This window comes from Labedella gwakjiensis (assembly GCF_003014675.1).
Lineage (GTDB): Bacteria > Actinomycetota > Actinomycetes > Actinomycetales > Microbacteriaceae > Labedella > Labedella gwakjiensis.
This window is the reverse complement of record NZ_PYAU01000001.1, coordinates 2,834,203-2,849,798: the sequence shown is the minus strand read 5'-3', so window position 1 is coordinate 2,849,798 and position 15,596 is coordinate 2,834,203. Positions and strand designations below refer to the sequence as shown.

Below are 15,596 nucleotides of genomic sequence, written 5' to 3'. Positions count from 1 at the left end.
TCAGTATTCCTTGCGTTCGTGTCGGCGGATCAGATGCCGAGGAGCTTCTTGATGACCTTGCGGTCCTGGGGGGCGACGACCTCGTCCTTGTTCAGGCTGCGCTTGCGCTTGCCCGACTTGACCTCGAGATTGTGGCGCATGCCCGCCTGCTGCTTCATGATCTTGCCGCTGCCGGTGACCTTGAATCGCTTCTTGGCACCGGAGTGAGTCTTCTGCTTAGGCATTCTTTTCCTCCTGCTTTGCCGCCTTGATCGCGGCACGTTGTGCGTTGGCCTCTGCTTTGGCCTCCGACTTGTTCTTGAGCGGACCGATGATCATCACCATGTTGCGTCCGTCGATCGTGGGGTTCGACTCGACCGTGCCGAGCTCGGCCACGTCTTCCGCGAACTTCTGGAGGAGACGCACACCCAGCTCCGGGCGCGACTGCTCACGGCCTCGGAACAGGATCATGGCCTTCACCTTGTCGCCGTCCTTGAGGAAGCCCTCGGCGCGCTTGCGCTTGGTCTCGTAGTCGTGGCTGTCGATCTTGAGGCGGAACCGAACTTCTTTGAGGATCGTGTTCGCCTGGTTGCGCCGGGCCTCCTTGGCCTTCTGCGCAGCCTCGTACTTGAACTTGCCGTAATCCATGATCTTGGCCACCGGCGGCTTCGAGTTGGGTGCGACCTCGACGAGATCCAGGTCGGCTTCCTGCGCGAGACGCAGGGCGACCTCGATCTTCACGACGCCCACCTGCTCTCCGCTCGGGCCAACGAGACGGACTTCGGGGACGCGGATACGGTCATTGGTACGGGGATCGCTGATGCGTGGCTCCTCTTCTAGAGACTTCCGGCCACTCAGCCGGACGGTCATCCGGCGAGGCGAAAGGAGGAGAAGCACACCACGAACACGACACGTCGTGTTCGGCACCGCACCCGAACCGCACAGTCCCCGTGATGTGAACCACGGATTCCCTACTGGTGTTCTACCTGTTCATCCTGCTCCCGGAGGAGCCGCCCGAACCGGCGGAGTGCAACGACCCGGTAACCTGTAATCGGTCAAGCGCGGGTGGGATATTCATCCACTTTCGTACCGGGATATGAAGGTCCCGGAGCCCGAAGCAGTCTAGCAGAGGAATTCAGTGAGCACTAACGGCAATGCGTCGAGCATGAGCGCATCCAACGGCGGCGAGTCGTTCCGATTCGAGGACGAGACGTCCGAGACGACCGTCGCGGACGTGACCCGCGACATCGCGGATGTAGCGGCCGTCGAGGTGATCACCACGACGGCGGTGCACCTCATGAGTGCGGCGGCCGTCAAGTGCGGACTCGCCGACGACCCCGAGACCCAGCAGGACCTCGATGAGGCGCGCAAACTCATCAACGCCCTCGCCGGACTCATCACGGCCGCCGCCCCCGAGGTGAGCGACATGCACGCCCGCAGCCTGCGCGACGGCCTCCGCTCGCTGCAGCTCGCCTTCCGCGAGGCCTCGAGCATGCCCGACCCCATCGGACAGGGTCCCGGTGAGAAGTGGACCGGTCCGGTCAACTGAGGCGACGGAACCCGTCGCTCATTCGCTGGCCGTGAGCTTCACGGCCAGCGAATCCACGTGGGTCGCGATGATCTCGTCGGCGGCCCATCGCCGGGCGAGCCGCTCGAGGATCTGATCGAGTTCCGTGCGCGTGAGCCCGGACACCAGTTCGAGCACGACCTGCACCTCCGGTCCCTGGAGCCGCGCGTCGGGATCGCCGTGCCGCACACGGACCGCGATCACTCCGAGCTCAGTCGAGATCGACGCGTCGAAGGCCGCGTAGACGGCGGGATCGATTGCGGCCGACGTCCACGGCTCCCCCTGGGCGACGGCCCAGACGGCCGGGCGCCGCACGGCGAACTCCGTGTCGCTTCCCGGGTCGATGACGACGAGTTCCGTGCCCTCCGATGCGGCGGCGAGAGCCACGCGAGTGCCGTCGGCCGGGACGGGGCGCGCCTTCGCGTTCCACCGCCCCATCGCATCGACCGAGGTGAACACGGGAAGGACGTTCCGTCCATCCGGTCCCGCTACGGAGACGATCGAGAGCTCCTGCGTCTTCTCGACGCGCAGACCGCGCTCGTTCTCCTCCACTCCCCCGGCCTCGGCGACGAGAGGGATGAGAAAACGCGACGTTCGGAAGACGTCGACGACATCGCCGTGCGACGCGCCTCCCCGACGGAAACGTTCGAGCACGTCCATCAGATCCGCGGGCGCCGAGCCGTCGTCGCCCGCGTGAGACTGGTCGTGGTGGCCGAAGGACCGCTCGGCCCAGGGCCGACCGGCCGAGTCCGCCTTATCAGTCGGACGCGACATCCAGGGCCTCCGCGAGCGTGAACGCTCCGGCGTAGAGCGCCTTGCCAACGATCGCGCCTTCGAGGCCCTGCGGGACGAGGGCCCGCAGAGCGGCGATGTCGTCGAGGCTCGAGACTCCGCCCGACGCGATGACCGGTCGGTCGGTCCGGTCCATGACCTGCTCGAGCAGCTCGATGTTCGGGCCGCGCAACGTTCCGTCCTTCGTGACGTCGGTGACGACGTAGCGTGCGCAGCCGGCCTGCTCCAGGCGGTCGAGCACTCCCCAGAGGTCGCCGCCCTCCTGCGTCCATCCGCGCGCCGCGAGCGTCGTGCCGCGCACGTCGAGGCCGACGGCGATCGCCTCGCCGTACTGTCCGATCACGTTCGCCGCCCACTCGGGGTTCTCGAGCGCAGCGGTCCCGAGGTTGATGCGCTTGGCGCCGCTCGAGAGAGCCGCTTCCAGAGAGGCGTCGTCGCGGATCCCGCCGGAGAGCTCGATGTTCACGCCACGGACCTGCCGGATCACGCGCCGGATGATCGCGGCGTTGTGTCCCCGTCCGAACGCCGCGTCGAGGTCCACGAGGTGGATCCACTCCGCCCCCTGACCGGCCCAATCGGCGGCCGCTTCGACGGGGTCGCCGTAGTTGGTCTCGGTGCCGGCCTCGCCCTGCGTCAGACGCACGGCCTTGCCGCCCGCGATGTCGACGGCCGGAAGCAGCACGAGATCAGGGGACTGGTTGAACTCGCTCATGGTGTTTCCTCGATCGGGTCGGAGACGGCGGCTCGCAAGCCGCACACGATCCTAGTCAGATCAGAGCGACCCGAGCCAATTGGACAAGAGGCGGATGCCGGCGTCGCCGGACTTCTCCGGGTGGAACTGCGTCGCGGTGAGCGGTCCGTTCTCGACGGCAGCGAGGAATCGCTGGCCGTGTGTCGCCCAGGTGAGGTGGGGCTGCGGGAACGGCGGGTCGACGGTGAGGGTCCAGTCCGACGCCGCGTATGAGTGCACGAAATAGAAGCGTTCGTCCTCGATGCCGTCGAAGAGCGTGCTTCCTGCGTCCGGTTCGACGGTGTTCCACCCCATGTGCGGCAGGACGGGAGCGTCGAGCTGGGTCACGGTACCCGGCCATTCGCCCAGGCCGTCGGCCTCGAGACCCCGCTCGACCCCGCGGTCGAACATGACCTGCATGCCGACGCAGATCCCGAGCACCGGGCGGCCTCCCGCCAGTCGCTTGTCGACGACCTCGCCGCCACGGGCAGACGTGAGCGACTCCATGACCGCGGCGAACGCCCCCACGCCGGGCACGAGAAGACCGTCGGCCTCGAGCGCCGCCTTGCGATCCGCCGTCAGCTCGACGTCGGCGCCCGCGCGCTCGAGCGCCTTCACGGCCGAGTGGACGTTGCCCGATCCGTAGTCGAGGACGACGACCCGCGGTCGACTGCCGCTCACAGCGCGCCCTTCGTGGACGGAATGCCGAGCACGAGCGGATCGAGGGCCTTGGCCTGGCGGAACGCGCGAGCGAACGCCTTGAACTCCGCCTCGGCGATGTGGTGGGGGTCGCGGCCCGCGAGGACCGAAACGTGTACCGTCAGTCCGGCGTTGAAGGCGATGGCCTCGAAGACGTGGCGGATCATCGATCCCGTGAAGTGTCCGCCGATGAGGTGGAACTCGAACCCGGCCGGCTCCCCGTCGTGCACGAGATAGGGGCGACCAGAGATGTCCACCACAGCGCGCGCAAGCGCATCGTCGAGTGGAACGTGGGCGTCCCCGTATCGGGAGATGCCCTCCTTCGTGCCGAGCGCCTCGCGGATGGCCTGACCGAGCACGATGCCGGTGTCCTCGACGGTGTGGTGGACGTCGATGTCGGTGTCGCCCGACGCCGTGACGGTGAGATCGGTCAGGGAGTGCTTGGCGAACGCCGTGAGCATGTGGTCGAAGAACGGAACACTCGTGTGGATCTCGCTCGCACCCGTGCCGTCGAGGTCGAGGCGCAGGTCGATGGAGGATTCCGAGGTCGCACGCTGGATGTGGGCGACGCGGTTGCCGGTGCTCATGCCGTCGAGTCTACGTCGGCGAGGGCGTCCAGGAACGCGGTGGTCTCCGCCTCGGTGCCCGCCGAGACGCGGAGACAGCCGTCGATGGCGAGGTCCCTCACGAGGATCCCCCGCTCGAGCAGAGCCTCGAACACGGCGTGCGGATCACGGACACCTCCGAAGAGAACGAAGTTGCTCTCGCTGCGGTAGGGGCGGTATCCGAGCTCGCCGAGCCGGCTGACGATTCGGTCACGCTGTTGACGGATGTCATCGACCATGGCGAGCATCTCATCGCTGTGCCGGAGAGCCGCGACGGCCGCCGCCTGGGTCAGGGCCGACAGGTGGTACGGCAGACGGACGAGGCGGAGTGCATCGGTGACGGCGGGCGCCGCGGCGAGGTACCCGAGGCGCACCCCCGCGAACGCGAACGCCTTGCTCATGGTGCGCGACACCATGAGTCGATCGCGGCCAGGCAACAGCGTCAGAGCGCTCGGTGTGCCGTCCGGCGCGAACTCCGCGTAGGCCTCGTCGACGACGACCATGCCTCGCGCCGCGTCGTACACCGCCTCGATCGTGTCGATGGAGAGCGGGGTGCCGGTGGGGTTGTTCGGCGAGCACAGGAACACGATGTCCGGGTCGTGCTCACGGATGGCGGCGACGGCCGTCTCCGGCGACAACTCGAAGTCGGCGTCGCGCGGTGCGCCGATCCACCGGGTGCCGGTGCCGTCTGCGAGCAACGGGTACATCGAATAGGTGGGGTCGAATCCGAGGAGGGATCGACCGGGACCACCGAACGCCTGCAGGACCTGCTGCAGCACCTCGTTGGAACCGTTGGCCGCCCACAGGTTATCCCCCGTGAGACCGTGACCGAGGTAGGAGGCGAGGGATGCGCGAAGCTGCCCGAACTCGCGATCGGGATACCTGTTCACGCCCAGAACGGCAACGGCCAAGGACTGCACGATGTCTCGCGCCACATTCTCCGGGATCTGATGCGTGTTCTCGTTCACGTTCAGCGCGACGGGCACGGCCTTCTGAGGAGCACCGTAGGGCGACTTGCCGCGCAGATCGGCGCGGACAGGAAGATCATCGAGAGAAGTCACCCGACGAGCCTACCGATCGCCCCGACCCGTGTGACAGTCGAACCGCCGCGACCATCCCCGCCCATCAATGACCGGAACGTGCCAGACAGGAGGCGTCAGCCGGCGGAGTAGGCCGTGGGAATCGCGATGCGCTGTCCGGGCTCGACCGACGACGTGGACATCTGGTTGAGCGAGACGATATCGGCGATCACGTCACGAGGGTCGGACGCGGGAGCGATGCGCTCCGCGACCTGCCACAGCGACTCCCCCGAGTTGATCGTGAGGTAGTCGAATTCGACGACGGCCGAGCTCGATGAGGTGGCGATGGCCGACGTGGCGCTCACACCGGCGATGACACCGACGGCGACCAGCGGGCCCACGACGAGCGAGGTGAGAACGAGACGCCCGCGACGAGTGATGCGGAGGCGGGCCTTTGTGGAAGCCGGAGCCGCGCTCGACGATCCCATGGTGCGGGCGGCGGTGCTGCTCACGGCGTTCATGGTGATTGCGGTCATGGTGCTCTCCTTGTTCTGGAAAGGAAGCGAGTTCGCTTCGGGGCCTCGGCCGGGAGGCCTCGAAGCGAATCTCTGTTCCGAATATATCTTCGAATGTTCGAACACGCAAGCGCGATGTTCGGACGAATATCGAGATCGATCCACGACACACTCGAACGAATGTTTGGTTCACTCGGCGAGCACGGATACAGTTTCGATTGTCGAGAGACAGCAGATCATGAGCCACCGACATTCGGTCGTCGGGGCGGAACGGCGGGCACCATGGGCAAGGCCACCAACGGCACGCGAGGCGCAGATGCGTCGGCCGCGGAGAGCTCAGGCGAGCGCCAGGGAACACGTCGGAGGAAGAGCCTGAGCGACAAGCAGCGCTCGATCCTCGACGTGATCCAGCGGTCCGTCAGCCAGCGCGGCTACCCGCCGAGCATGCGGGAGATCGGCGACGCCGTCAGCCTCGCGTCCCTCTCGAGCGTCACGCACCAGCTCAATCAGCTCGAGCTGTCGGGCTACATCCGACGCGACCCGAACCGGCCGCGAGCCCTCGAGGTCCTCATCGAGCTCCCGTCGGCCACGTCCGACTCCCTCGACTACGAGAACAGCACGCCCGTCGGCGACGCAGCGATGGTGCCCCTCGTCGGCCGGATCGCCGCCGGAGTGCCCATCACGGCGGAGCAGCACGTGGAAGAGGTCTTCCCCCTCCCCCGCCAGCTCGTCGGCAAGGGTGATCTCTTCATGCTCAAGGTGTCGGGCGACTCGATGATCGACGCCGCCATCTGCGACGGCGACTGGGTCGTGGTGCGCTCGCAGCGCACCGCCGAGAACGGTGACATCGTCGCCGCGATGCTCGACGAGGAGGCGACCGTCAAGGTCTTCCGGCAGCGCGACGGACACACCTGGCTCCTGCCGCGCAACTCCAACTTCGAGCCCATCCTGGGCGATCAGGCCGAGGTCCTCGGCAAGATCGTCGCCGTCCTCCGCTCGGTCTGAGCGGTCGTCCGCCTCAGTCGTCGTCCGGGCGCGCGTTCGCGCGTCGGGCGACGACGAAGTCGCCGAGCTGCGCGGCGATCTCCTCGCCGACGAGCGCTTCGACGCGCGTACCCTCCTCGGTGTAGTCGAGAGAGGTCACCTGCGCTCGGCGGTGGAGCATAGAGATGAGCTCGCCCCTGTCGTACGGCACCAGGGCCTCGATGACGACACTCGGCCGCGGCAGGCTGTCCGCGATCCGATCGAGGATCTCCTGGACGCCCTCACCCGTGCGAGCGGACGCGAAGATCGCATCGGGGGCGAGGCCGCGGAGGACGAGCCGGTCGTCCTCCGACACCAGATCGCTCTTGTTGAAGACGACGATCTCCGCGATGTCCCGACCGCCGACGTCGCCGATCACATCGCGCACCGTCGCGATCTGCGAGGCCGGGTCCGGGTGCGAAGCGTCGACCACGTGCACGATCACATCGGAGTCGGCCACCTCCTCGAGGGTCGAGCGGAACGCCTCCACGAGCTGGTGAGGGAGATTGCGCACGAAACCGACGGTGTCGGCGAGCGTGTAGGTGCGCCCGTCCTCCGTCCGTGTGCGTCGCACCGTGGCGTCGAGGGTGGCGAACAGGGCGTTCTCCACGAGGACGCCCGCGCGGGTGATGCGGTTCAGCAGACTCGACTTGCCGGCGTTCGTGTAGCCGGCGATCGCCACGCTCGGTACCTCGTTGCGCTTGCGGTTCGCTCGCTTGGCCTCGCGAGCCGGGGCGAATCCCTTGAGCTGGGCGCGCAGCTTCGCCATGCGCGTGTTGATCCGGCGACGGTCGAGCTCGATCTTCGTCTCACCGGGACCTCGGGAACCCATTCCCGCGCCACCGGCGGCCTGGCCACCGGCCTGTCGCGACATCGACTCACCCCACCCACGCAGTCGCGGAAGGAGGTACTCGAGCTGGGCCAGTTCGACCTGCGCCTTGCCCTCGCGGCTCTTCGCGTGCTGGCTGAAGATGTCGAGGATGACGGCCGTACGGTCGATGACCTTGACCTTCACGACGTCCTCGAGCGCACGACGCTGGCTGGGGGCGAGTTCCGTGTCGGCGACCACCGTGTCAGCCCCGAGCGACGCGACGACGGCTCGCAGCTCCTCGGCCTTGCCCCGACCGAAGTACGTGCTGGGGTCGGGGTGGGGTCGCCGCTGGAGCAGGCCGTCGAGGACGACAGCGCCGGCGGTCTCAGCGAGAGCCGCGAGTTCGCGGAGGGAGTTCTCGGCGTCCTGGAGCGATCCCTGCGAATAGACCCCGATGAGCACGACGTTCTCGAGCCGCAGCTGGCGGTACTCGACCTCGGTGACGTCTTCCAGCTCGGTCGAGAGTCCACCGACGCGGCGGAGCGCCTGTCGGTCCTCGCGGTCGAACTGCTCGCCGTCGGAACCATCGCCATTCACGGTGGCGGTGTCCTGCAACGCCTGCGCCCGACCGGCACCGAACATCGAGTACCCGGCCGACGGGCGCCCCGCGGCCGCGAGCACACGTTTGACGGCGTCGTCTTCTGGTGTGTTCGGAGGGGTCTCATTCATCCGGTTAACGATACTCTCTGGCGGTCCTGTACCGTACGGACTATGGCAGGCGACCACTATTTCAGCTCATCGCCCGACAGCGAGATGGGCCTGCGGTCGCTCTCCGTCACTCTCGCAGGCGCCCCGCGTCGGCTGCAGACGGGCAACGGGATCTTCAGTCCCGACCGCGTCGACGTGGGGACCGCCGTGCTCCTCTCGGCCGTCCCCTCTCCCCCGCCGGGAGGCGACTTCCTGGATATCGGATGCGGCTGGGGGCCCATCGCCCTCACGTTGGCGCTGGAGTCACCCCATGCCACGGTCTGGGCCGTCGACGTGAACGAGCGGGCACTCGATCTCGTCCGTCGCAACGCGGCCACGCTCGGACTCGAGAACGTTCGAGCGGTTCTCCCCGACGAGGTGCCCGAGGACATCATGTTCCGCACGATCTGGTCGAATCCGCCGATCCGGGTGGGCAAGGACGAACTGCACGGCCTCCTCGAGCGCTGGATCCCACGCCTTCAGCCCGCCTCTGACGGGTACCTGGTTGTCCAGCGCAACCTCGGCTCGGACAGCCTGCACCGGTGGCTCGACGCGACGCTTCCCGACGACTTCAGCGTCATTCGCGCGTCGACGGGCAAGGGGTACCGCGTCTTGCGCGTGCGGCGTCGTCCCGAGGCCGCCCCAGCCGACTGACGACTCGCGGCGGGCCCGATCAGCGGGCGAGCCGGATCAACGGTCAGGCGAGGTCGAGTGTGCCGGTGTAAACGAGTTCCGCCGGTCCGGAGAGCGAGACGTGTTCGCCGTCCTCCGCCGCGAACATCCTGACGCCCAGACGTCCACCCGGGACATCGACGCGCCAATGGTCCGGGGCGCCTCGACCTGCCCAGTGGCGGATCGCGAGCGCCGCGGCCGCGACCCCGGTGCCGCAGGAGAGGGTCTCCCCCGAGCCGCGCTCGTGCACGCGCATCCGGATTCGACCGACGCCCTCGCTCACGAGCGGCTCGTGCAGCACGACGAGCTCGACGTTGGCCCCGGCCGACGGCACGGGATCGATCTGCGGCGCGTACGCGAGATCGGCGTCGGTGAGCTCTTCCTCATTGGCCAGCGCCACGACGACGTGCGGGTTGCCCACGTCGATACCGAGGCCGGGACGGGGAACGGGAACGTCCTTCACCCGCACGAGCGGCTCGCCGCCCTCCAGAGCCCAGCGTCCGAGATCGACCTGGAAGCCGTCCACACCGCGTTGCACGTCTTTGACGCCTGCTCGTGTGGCGATGGCGAGCGTGTCACCGCTCTCGAGCACCGCGAGCCCCGTCTCGAGGAGGAACCGCGTGAAGACACGGATGCCGTTGCCGCACATCTCGGCGACGGAGCCGTCGGCGTTACTGTAGTCCATGAACCACTCCGCCTCGGGGGTCTCCGCGAGGATCGTGGCACCCCCCGGCATGTGAGCCGTCCGTATCGCGCGGATCACCCCGTCGGCGCCCACGCCGAAGTGACGATCGCAGATCGCGGCGATCTGGGCGGGCGTGAGCGTCGAATCGCCGTCCGGATCGGCGTAGAGCACGAAGTCGTTGCCGGTTCCGTGGCCCTTGGTGAAGTCGATCGTGATCGGCATGCCTCGATTCTAGGCGGGGGCGTCGGCCTCGAGGAGCGGGCGGACGGCCTCGACGGCATCGTCGACCAGACCGTCCGCACCGGCATGGAGCACGGTGGCACCCGCGTACCGGCGGAACCACGAGACCTGTCGCCGCGCGTAGCGCCGCGTGAGCCGCTGCGTATCGGCGATCGCCTCGTCCTCGCCCATGGTCCCGTCGAGCTGGGCGAGGGCCTGGGCGTAGCCGATGGCTCGCGACGCCGTCACACCGTCGCGCAGACCCCGGCCGGCGAGGCCCTCGACCTCGGTGACGAGCCCGTCGCGCCACATCCGCTCGACGCGGGCATCGAGGCGTACCACGAGTTCCTCTCGCGGAGCGGACAGGATCACCACGCTCGACGCCGGCGTCGTGGTCTGTTCCGGTAGGAGGCCGGACGACGGCGCTCCCGTGATCGCCGCGACCTCGAGCGCGCGAACGAGTCTGCGGCCATTGCTCGAACCGATGCGCCGTGCCGCCTCCGGGTCGATGGCGACGAGACGACGGTGGAGAGCACCCGGCCCGGACTGGTCCAGGTCCTCCTCCAGTCGAGCTCGGATCTCCGGGTCGGTTCCTGGAAAGGAGAAGTCGAACAGCACGCTCGAGAGGTAGAGACCCGATCCGCCCACGAGGATCGGCATCACCCCTCGGCTGTTCAGGGTCGTGATGAGTTCACGGGCCTCCCGTTGGTACCGTGCGACGGAGGCCTCCTCCGTGACGTCGAGAACGTCGAGGAGGTGGTGCGGCACTCCTCGGCGCTCGTCGAGGGGGAGCTTCGCCGTGCCGACGTCCATTCCGCGGTACAGCTGCATCGCGTCGGCATTGAGGATTTCCGTTCGGACACCGTCGGCCGCGAGCCGATCGGCCAGGTCGAGGGACAGTTCGCTCTTACCGGTGCCCGTCGGTCCGCCGATTGCGATGACGCGAGCCGGATGCGGGCCGCTCACCGCCGGTCGTCGTCGGGGTGGTAGATCGGCGACGTCGCGATCGACCTCGACGTGGCCGGCTCCCCGGATGCGACACGGAGCGTGGGCAGACCGAGCGAGACCGCGCGGCCGCCGGCCACCGAGGGCGAAGCCGGAACTCCGCACGACTCGGCCTCTGAGCGATCCCAGGCATCTCCCGATCGCGTGCGCCGCACAGGCGCCGACCCGTTCGCCTCGGCCAGAAGGTGCCACGGCGCGGCGTAGGTGACCGTCGCGGTGACGACGTCACCGGGACGGGGACGGGCAACGCCCTCCGGGATCGCGACATGGACGAGCCGGGAGTCCTCGGCCCGGCCGGACACCCGGTCCGTCTCCGCGTCGCGCTTGCCTTCCCCGGCCGAGACGAGGACGGCGACCTCCCGACCCACCTGCTTCTGGTTCTCCTCCAGGCTGATGCGATCCTGCAGAGCGGTCAGCCGTTCGTAGCGTTCCTGGACGACGGCCTTCGGCACCTGTTCGTCCATCGTCGCCGCCGGCGTGCCCGGGCGGATCGAGTACTGGAAGGTGAACGCCGACGCGAACCGTGACGCCTCGACGACGCGGAGGGTCTCTGCGAAGTCCTCCTCCGTCTCACCGGGGAATCCGACGATGATGTCCGTCGAAATGGCCGCGTGCGGAATGCGGGCCCGCACCCGATCGAGGATGCCGAGGAACCTCTCGCTCCGGTATGAGCGACGCATCGCCTTGAGGATGCGGTCGGAGCCGGATTGCAACGGCATGTGCAGCTGCGGCATGACGTTCGGCGTCTCGGCCATGGCGTCGATCACATCGTCCGTGAATGCCGCCGGGTGCGGGCTCGTGAATCGGACACGCTCCAGGCCGTCGATCGACCCTGTGGCCCTCAGGAGCTTCCCGAATGCGGCGCGATCGCCGAACTCGACGCCGTACGAGTTAACGTTCTGCCCGAGAAGGGTGACCTCGATCGCGCCGTCGTCCACGAGCGCCTGGATCTCGGCGAGGACGTCCCCGGGACGTCGGTCCTTCTCCTTGCCGCGGAGGGCGGGCACGATGCAGAAGGTGCACGTGTTGTTGCACCCGACGGAGATGGACACCCAGCCGCTCGACGTCGACTCGCGTCGCGTCGGCAGAGTCGACGGGAAGGTCTCGAGGGACTCCAGGATCTCGAGCTGGGCCTCACCATTGTGACGGGCGCGTTCGAGCAGGCTCGGGAGCGATCCCATGTTGTGCGTGCCGAAGACGACGTCCACCCACGGCGCCTTCTCGAGGATGACGTTCTTGTCCTTCTGGGCGAGGCATCCGCCTACCGCGATCTGCATGCCGTCGTGATGGCGCTTGATGCTCGCGAGCTGCCCCAGGTTGCCGTAGAGCTTGTTGTCCGCGTTCTCACGCACCGCACACGTGTTGATGACGACGACATCGGGCTCTTCACCCTGCGCACGGACGTAGCCGGCCGCCTCGAGGGACCCGCTCAGTCTCTCCGAGTCGTGCACGTTCATCTGGCAGCCGAACGTCCGTACCTCGTACGTTCGAGCGTTCCGAGCTCCGCTCTGCGACGGCTCGGTCGCCGACGAGGTGGTGGGTCCGAGGGAGGGCGTGATCGTGCTCATGGTGCCGTCAGTCTACGACGCGTCGACCTAGCGGAATCGCGGCCCGGCGGCGCCGGACGGCCTGCGCTTGGCGATATCGGAGACGATGTCTCGGACGAGCCCGCCGGGATAACCTCGTCGGGCGAGGAATCCTGACAGCCTGCGCTCGAGCGTCTGCGCGTCGAGCGATCCCATCTGGCGGGCACGCTTCTCAGCGATCTCGAAAGCAACCCGACGTTCCTCGCCGTCGTCGATCTCGTCGAGAGCTTCCGAGACGATGTCGCCAGGAATGCCTCGCGCGGACAGGGCACGACCGACGGCACTCTTGCTCTGTCCCTTGCCCTCGGACAGGCGACGGGTGAGTTCCTCGGCGAGAGTGCGATCGTCCACGTATCGCAGGTCGGTGAGGCGGTCGACGATCTCTTCGACCTCCGGCCCCTCGAGCCCGTTCTCCGCGATCAGCGCACGCACCTCCTTCTCGCTCAGAGCCTTGCGAGACAGCGCTCGAAGCACGCGCTGCTCGACGACCGCGCGCTCGACGACCTCCGGTTCGTTGGCCGGCTCGTCCGCTCCGAGTGAGATGCCAGAGAAGGACGTGATCGTGGCATCGCTCACTTCGGCGGTGACGGGCTCCGCCTCACGCGGTTCGTCAGCTGTGTCCGGGGAACGGGGAGCCGCCGCTCGCGGTGTCTCATCGGCCTGAGGGAACCGCGGGCCCGTCGTGCGCGCCGATCGGGCGGACGATCGTTCCACGCCGGACGAGGCCGACCTCGCCTCCGACAGATACCTGACGGGGGCGAGGCCGGCCTCGTCCGAGCCGGAGGACAGATCACGCACCGCGGCGCGCCGCCAGCTCGTCCGGGGTCTCTTCAGCCTTGGGAACTCCGATGCCGAGCTTGACCTTGATCTTGCTCTCGATGTCGGCGGCGATGTCGGGGTTCTTGAGCAAGAAGTTGCGGGCATTCTCCTTGCCCTGGCCGAGCTGCTCGCCGTCGTAGGTGTACCACGCACCCGACTTCTTGACGATCGTGTGCTCGACGCCGAAGTCGATGAGGCTGCCCTCGCGCGAGATGCCCACGCCGTACAGGATGTCGAACTCCGCCTGCTTGAACGGCGGAGCCATCTTGTTCTTCACAACCTTGACGCGGGTGCGGTTTCCGACGGCGTCTGTGCCGTCCTTGAGTGTCTCGATGCGACGGATGTCGAGACGGACCGACGCGTAGAACTTGAGCGCCTTACCACCGGCCGTCGTCTCCGGACTTCCGAAGAACACGCCGATCTTCTCGCGCAGCTGGTTGATGAAGATCATCGTGGTGTTGGTCTGGCTGAGCCCACCGGTGAGCTTACGGAGAGCCTGCGACATGAGTCGAGCCTGGAGGCCGACGTGGGAATCGCCCATCTCTCCCTCGATCTCGGCGCGCGGCACGAGCGCCGCGACCGAGTCGATGACGATGAGGTCGATCGAGCCGGAGCGCACCAGCATGTCCGCGATCTCGAGGGCCTGCTCACCCGTGTCGGGCTGCGACACGAGCAGAGCATCGATGTCGACACCGAGCTTCTTCGCGTACTCCGGGTCGAGAGCGTGCTCGGCGTCGATGAACGCGGCGATGCCGCCGGCGCGCTGCGCGTTGGCGATGGCGTGGAGCGTGAGCGTGGTCTTACCCGACGACTCCGGGCCGTAGATCTCGACGATACGTCCGCGCGGAAGGCCCCCGATACCGAGCGCGACATCAAGGGCGATCGAGCCGGTGGGCACGACTTCGACAGGGGCGCGCTCGTCACTTCCGAGGCGCATGACGGAGCCCTTGCCGAACTGGCGGTCGATCTGGGCGAGGGCGGTCTCGAGGGACTTCTCGCGGTCTGCGGGTGAGGGCATGGGATCCTTCTCTCTCATGAAGTGCGGAGCGCCTATAGGCTGCCGATACGGCAAGGCTGGAGCGCGAGGCGTTGATGTCTCCGACATTAGAAGGCACCACCGACATCGGCCGATGGCATCCTCGAATCGGTGGAGTTCCGACACTTCGTACCCGTGTGGACGACGCTAGCAGGAACCGAACACATGTTCGAAGAGAGACGCGCGGCGTGTCGAAGATGGATTCGGCGTCAGCTGCGCGGTTCCGGCCGACCGACCCCGGCACGCCTGCTCACCGGTACGTCCGTCTCGTCACAGAGGGCGAGCCAGACGCTGCGCACCTCCACCCCGTCCCTGATGCCCTCCCTCGCCGTCCGACCGCCGAGGGCCGAGAGGGCGAGATCATTCACGAGCACCCGGCCGTAGGACTCACCGAACTCGTCGGCGACCGCGATGTCGAACTCGCTGCGTTTCATGAGACTCCCTTCGCGAGACCAGATCCTGGGCGTCCGGCCCCTGTCGTGACGCGCTCGCGCCACGACCATACCCGCACGCGACGGTGCCGCACACGATGGGCGCCGCCTCGACGAGCCCGAGGACGATGAGTGCAGGCATGACGAGGCCCCGCGGAGCTTCTCGCTCCACGGGGCCTCGTCAGGGCTCTGTCGACGGCCAGATCAGCCGGCAAGCAGATCAGCCGGCGATCAGGTCAGCCCGCGATCAGGTCGGCGTCGAGCTCGGCGACGAAGTCGTCGGGCACGGTGTCGGGGATCGGGTCGATGCCCTCGAGCACAGCGAGCCGGTCTCCGACCTCGCGCATGATGACGGAGATCGGGGTCTCGAGGGCTTCGGCGACCGATGCGAGGATCTCGCTCGATGCCTCCTTCTGGCCGCGCTCGACCTCACTGAGGTATCCGAGCGCCACACTCGCGCGGCTCGCGACCTGTCGCAGCGTGCGCCCCTTCTGCAACCGGAAGTCCCGCAGGACATCGCCGATTTCTTGACGTACGAGAACCATGGGAGCCTCCCCTTCTGCGTGTCAGCCTTGCGGCCCCCGCCGGTGCGGATGAGTAACGCTACTACATCCTTCGATTGCGAAAACTGTACTGCCCATCACTGGACTTTTCGT

Annotated in this window: 19 protein-coding genes; 3 read left to right on the top strand and 16 right to left on the bottom strand. The window is 67.6% G+C overall.

Annotated features, from left to right (window positions below; all coding sequences use genetic code 11):
• Window positions 1–29: 29 nt before the first annotated feature.
• Both rpmI and infC read right to left on the bottom strand, forming a co-directional pair.
• On the bottom strand, window positions 30–224 hold the full coding sequence (gene rpmI / locus CLV49_RS13405; RefSeq protein ID WP_106563984.1) for a 50S ribosomal protein L35: 195 nt from the start codon (window positions 222–224) through the stop codon (window positions 30–32).
• Window positions 217–849, bottom strand: a complete 633-nt coding sequence (infC, locus tag CLV49_RS13400; protein WP_106563983.1) for a translation initiation factor IF-3 — start codon at window positions 847–849, stop codon at window positions 217–219. The genes rpmI and infC overlap by 8 nt, the downstream gene beginning before the upstream one ends.
• A 295-nt stretch (window positions 850–1,144) precedes the next feature.
• Between infC and CLV49_RS13395 the strand changes: the two genes are divergently transcribed.
• Window positions 1,145–1,528 (top strand): DUF1844 domain-containing protein, encoded by a 384-nt coding sequence (locus tag CLV49_RS13395; protein ID WP_106563982.1) that lies wholly within the window; start codon window positions 1,145–1,147, stop codon window positions 1,526–1,528.
• 18 nt (window positions 1,529–1,546) lie between these two features.
• Here the strand turns inward: CLV49_RS13395 and CLV49_RS13390 are convergent, their stop codons facing one another.
• The 6 genes from CLV49_RS13390 to CLV49_RS13365 form a co-directional block, all read right to left on the bottom strand.
• Window positions 1,547–2,320: an SseB family protein gene (locus CLV49_RS13390; protein ID WP_106563981.1), complete on the bottom strand. Its 774-nt coding sequence runs from the start codon at window positions 2,318–2,320 to the stop codon at window positions 1,547–1,549.
• Entirely contained in the window at window positions 2,304–3,050 is a 747-nt protein-coding gene (priA, locus tag CLV49_RS13385; protein WP_106563980.1) for a bifunctional 1-(5-phosphoribosyl)-5-((5-phosphoribosylamino)methylideneamino)imidazole-4-carboxamide isomerase/phosphoribosylanthranilate isomerase PriA, read from the bottom strand. Before priA ends, CLV49_RS13390 begins: the two co-directional genes overlap by 17 nt.
• A 60-nt stretch (window positions 3,051–3,110) precedes the next feature.
• A complete protein-coding gene (gene hisH, locus CLV49_RS13380) occupies window positions 3,111–3,749 on the bottom strand; it encodes an imidazole glycerol phosphate synthase subunit HisH (RefSeq protein WP_106563979.1) in 639 nt (212 codons plus the stop codon).
• Complete coding sequence (hisB, locus tag CLV49_RS13375) at window positions 3,746–4,354, bottom strand: imidazoleglycerol-phosphate dehydratase HisB (RefSeq protein ID WP_106563978.1); 609 nt, start codon at window positions 4,352–4,354, stop codon at window positions 3,746–3,748. The genes hisH and hisB overlap by 4 nt, the downstream gene beginning before the upstream one ends.
• Window positions 4,351–5,433, bottom strand: coding sequence for a histidinol-phosphate transaminase (locus CLV49_RS13370; RefSeq protein ID WP_106563977.1), 1,083 nt, complete (start codon window positions 5,431–5,433; stop codon window positions 4,351–4,353). The genes hisB and CLV49_RS13370 overlap by 4 nt, the downstream gene beginning before the upstream one ends.
• A 95-nt stretch (window positions 5,434–5,528) precedes the next feature.
• Window positions 5,529–5,927 (bottom strand): LysM peptidoglycan-binding domain-containing protein, encoded by a 399-nt coding sequence (locus CLV49_RS13365; protein ID WP_243696570.1) that lies wholly within the window; start codon window positions 5,925–5,927, stop codon window positions 5,529–5,531.
• A gap of 261 nt (window positions 5,928–6,188) precedes the next feature.
• Here CLV49_RS13365 and lexA point away from each other — a divergent pair, with 261 nt between their 5' ends.
• Window positions 6,189–6,911 (top strand): transcriptional repressor LexA, encoded by a 723-nt coding sequence (gene lexA, locus CLV49_RS13360; protein WP_106563976.1) that lies wholly within the window; start codon window positions 6,189–6,191, stop codon window positions 6,909–6,911.
• Window positions 6,912–6,924: 13 nt separating this feature from the next.
• Here lexA and hflX read toward each other — a convergent pair whose 3' ends face one another.
• Window positions 6,925–8,469 carry a GTPase HflX gene (gene hflX, locus CLV49_RS13355; RefSeq protein WP_106563975.1) on the bottom strand — a complete coding sequence of 515 codons (1,545 nt, stop codon included), beginning with the start codon at window positions 8,467–8,469 and terminating at the stop codon, window positions 6,925–6,927.
• 42 nt (window positions 8,470–8,511) lie between these two features.
• On the opposite strand from hflX, the gene CLV49_RS13350 reads away from it, so the two are divergent.
• Window positions 8,512–9,141, top strand: coding sequence for a class I SAM-dependent methyltransferase (locus tag CLV49_RS13350; RefSeq protein WP_106563974.1), 630 nt, complete (start codon window positions 8,512–8,514; stop codon window positions 9,139–9,141).
• Window positions 9,142–9,184: 43 nt separating this feature from the next.
• On the opposite strand, the gene dapF is transcribed toward CLV49_RS13350, so the two are convergent.
• The 7 genes from dapF to CLV49_RS13315 all read right to left on the bottom strand — a co-directional run bounded on the left by dapF (window position 9,185) and on the right by CLV49_RS13315 (window position 15,485).
• Complete coding sequence (dapF, locus tag CLV49_RS13345; RefSeq protein WP_106563973.1) at window positions 9,185–10,066, bottom strand: diaminopimelate epimerase; 882 nt, start codon at window positions 10,064–10,066, stop codon at window positions 9,185–9,187.
• Between the two features lie 9 nt (window positions 10,067–10,075).
• The gene (gene miaA / locus CLV49_RS13340; protein WP_106563972.1) at window positions 10,076–11,029 is read right to left on the bottom strand and encodes a tRNA (adenosine(37)-N6)-dimethylallyltransferase MiaA; all 954 of its coding nucleotides are present in this window, start codon (window positions 11,027–11,029) and stop codon (window positions 10,076–10,078) included.
• A complete protein-coding gene (gene miaB, locus CLV49_RS13335) occupies window positions 11,026–12,636 on the bottom strand; it encodes a tRNA (N6-isopentenyl adenosine(37)-C2)-methylthiotransferase MiaB (RefSeq protein ID WP_106563971.1) in 1,611 nt (536 codons plus the stop codon). The genes miaA and miaB overlap by 4 nt, the downstream gene beginning before the upstream one ends.
• A gap of 27 nt (window positions 12,637–12,663) precedes the next feature.
• Entirely contained in the window at window positions 12,664–13,452 is a 789-nt protein-coding gene (locus CLV49_RS13330) for a regulatory protein RecX (RefSeq protein ID WP_158261981.1), read from the bottom strand.
• A complete protein-coding gene (gene recA / locus CLV49_RS13325) occupies window positions 13,445–14,491 on the bottom strand; it encodes a recombinase RecA (protein WP_106563969.1) in 1,047 nt (348 codons plus the stop codon). The genes CLV49_RS13330 and recA overlap by 8 nt, the downstream gene beginning before the upstream one ends.
• 227 nt (window positions 14,492–14,718) lie before the next feature.
• Complete coding sequence (locus tag CLV49_RS13320; RefSeq protein ID WP_106563968.1) at window positions 14,719–14,943, bottom strand: DUF3046 domain-containing protein; 225 nt, start codon at window positions 14,941–14,943, stop codon at window positions 14,719–14,721.
• Between the two features lie 233 nt (window positions 14,944–15,176).
• Window positions 15,177–15,485 (bottom strand): helix-turn-helix domain-containing protein, encoded by a 309-nt coding sequence (locus CLV49_RS13315; protein WP_106563967.1) that lies wholly within the window; start codon window positions 15,483–15,485, stop codon window positions 15,177–15,179.
• Window positions 15,486–15,596: the final 111 nt, after the last annotated feature.

Coding starts and splice junctions, on each gene's coding strand:
- CLV49_RS13365 (WP_243696570.1), bottom strand. CDS start 5,927: ATGACCGCAATCACCATGAACGCCGTGAGCAGCACCGCCGCCCGCACC.
- hisB (WP_106563978.1), bottom strand. CDS start 4,354: ATGAGCACCGGCAACCGCGTCGCCCACATCCAGCGTGCGACCTCGGAA.
- CLV49_RS13350 (WP_106563974.1), top strand. CDS start 8,512: ATGGCAGGCGACCACTATTTCAGCTCATCGCCCGACAGCGAGATGGGC.
- recA (WP_106563969.1), bottom strand. CDS start 14,491: ATGCCCTCACCCGCAGACCGCGAGAAGTCCCTCGAGACCGCCCTCGCC.
- infC (WP_106563983.1), bottom strand. CDS start 849: ATGACCGTCCGGCTGAGTGGCCGGAAGTCTCTAGAAGAGGAGCCACGC.
- CLV49_RS13315 (WP_106563967.1), bottom strand. CDS start 15,485: ATGGTTCTCGTACGTCAAGAAATCGGCGATGTCCTGCGGGACTTCCGG.
- miaB (WP_106563971.1), bottom strand. CDS start 12,636: ATGAGCACGATCACGCCCTCCCTCGGACCCACCACCTCGTCGGCGACC.
- CLV49_RS13320 (WP_106563968.1), bottom strand. CDS start 14,943: ATGAAACGCAGCGAGTTCGACATCGCGGTCGCCGACGAGTTCGGTGAG.
- hflX (WP_106563975.1), bottom strand. CDS start 8,469: ATGAATGAGACCCCTCCGAACACACCAGAAGACGACGCCGTCAAACGT.
- priA (WP_106563980.1), bottom strand. CDS start 3,050: ATGAGCGAGTTCAACCAGTCCCCTGATCTCGTGCTGCTTCCGGCCGTC.
- rpmI (WP_106563984.1), bottom strand. CDS start 224: ATGCCTAAGCAGAAGACTCACTCCGGTGCCAAGAAGCGATTCAAGGTC.
- CLV49_RS13390 (WP_106563981.1), bottom strand. CDS start 2,320: ATGTCGCGTCCGACTGATAAGGCGGACTCGGCCGGTCGGCCCTGGGCC.
- CLV49_RS13395 (WP_106563982.1), top strand. CDS start 1,145: ATGAGCGCATCCAACGGCGGCGAGTCGTTCCGATTCGAGGACGAGACG.
- lexA (WP_106563976.1), top strand. CDS start 6,189: ATGGGCAAGGCCACCAACGGCACGCGAGGCGCAGATGCGTCGGCCGCG.
- dapF (WP_106563973.1), bottom strand. CDS start 10,066: ATGCCGATCACGATCGACTTCACCAAGGGCCACGGAACCGGCAACGAC.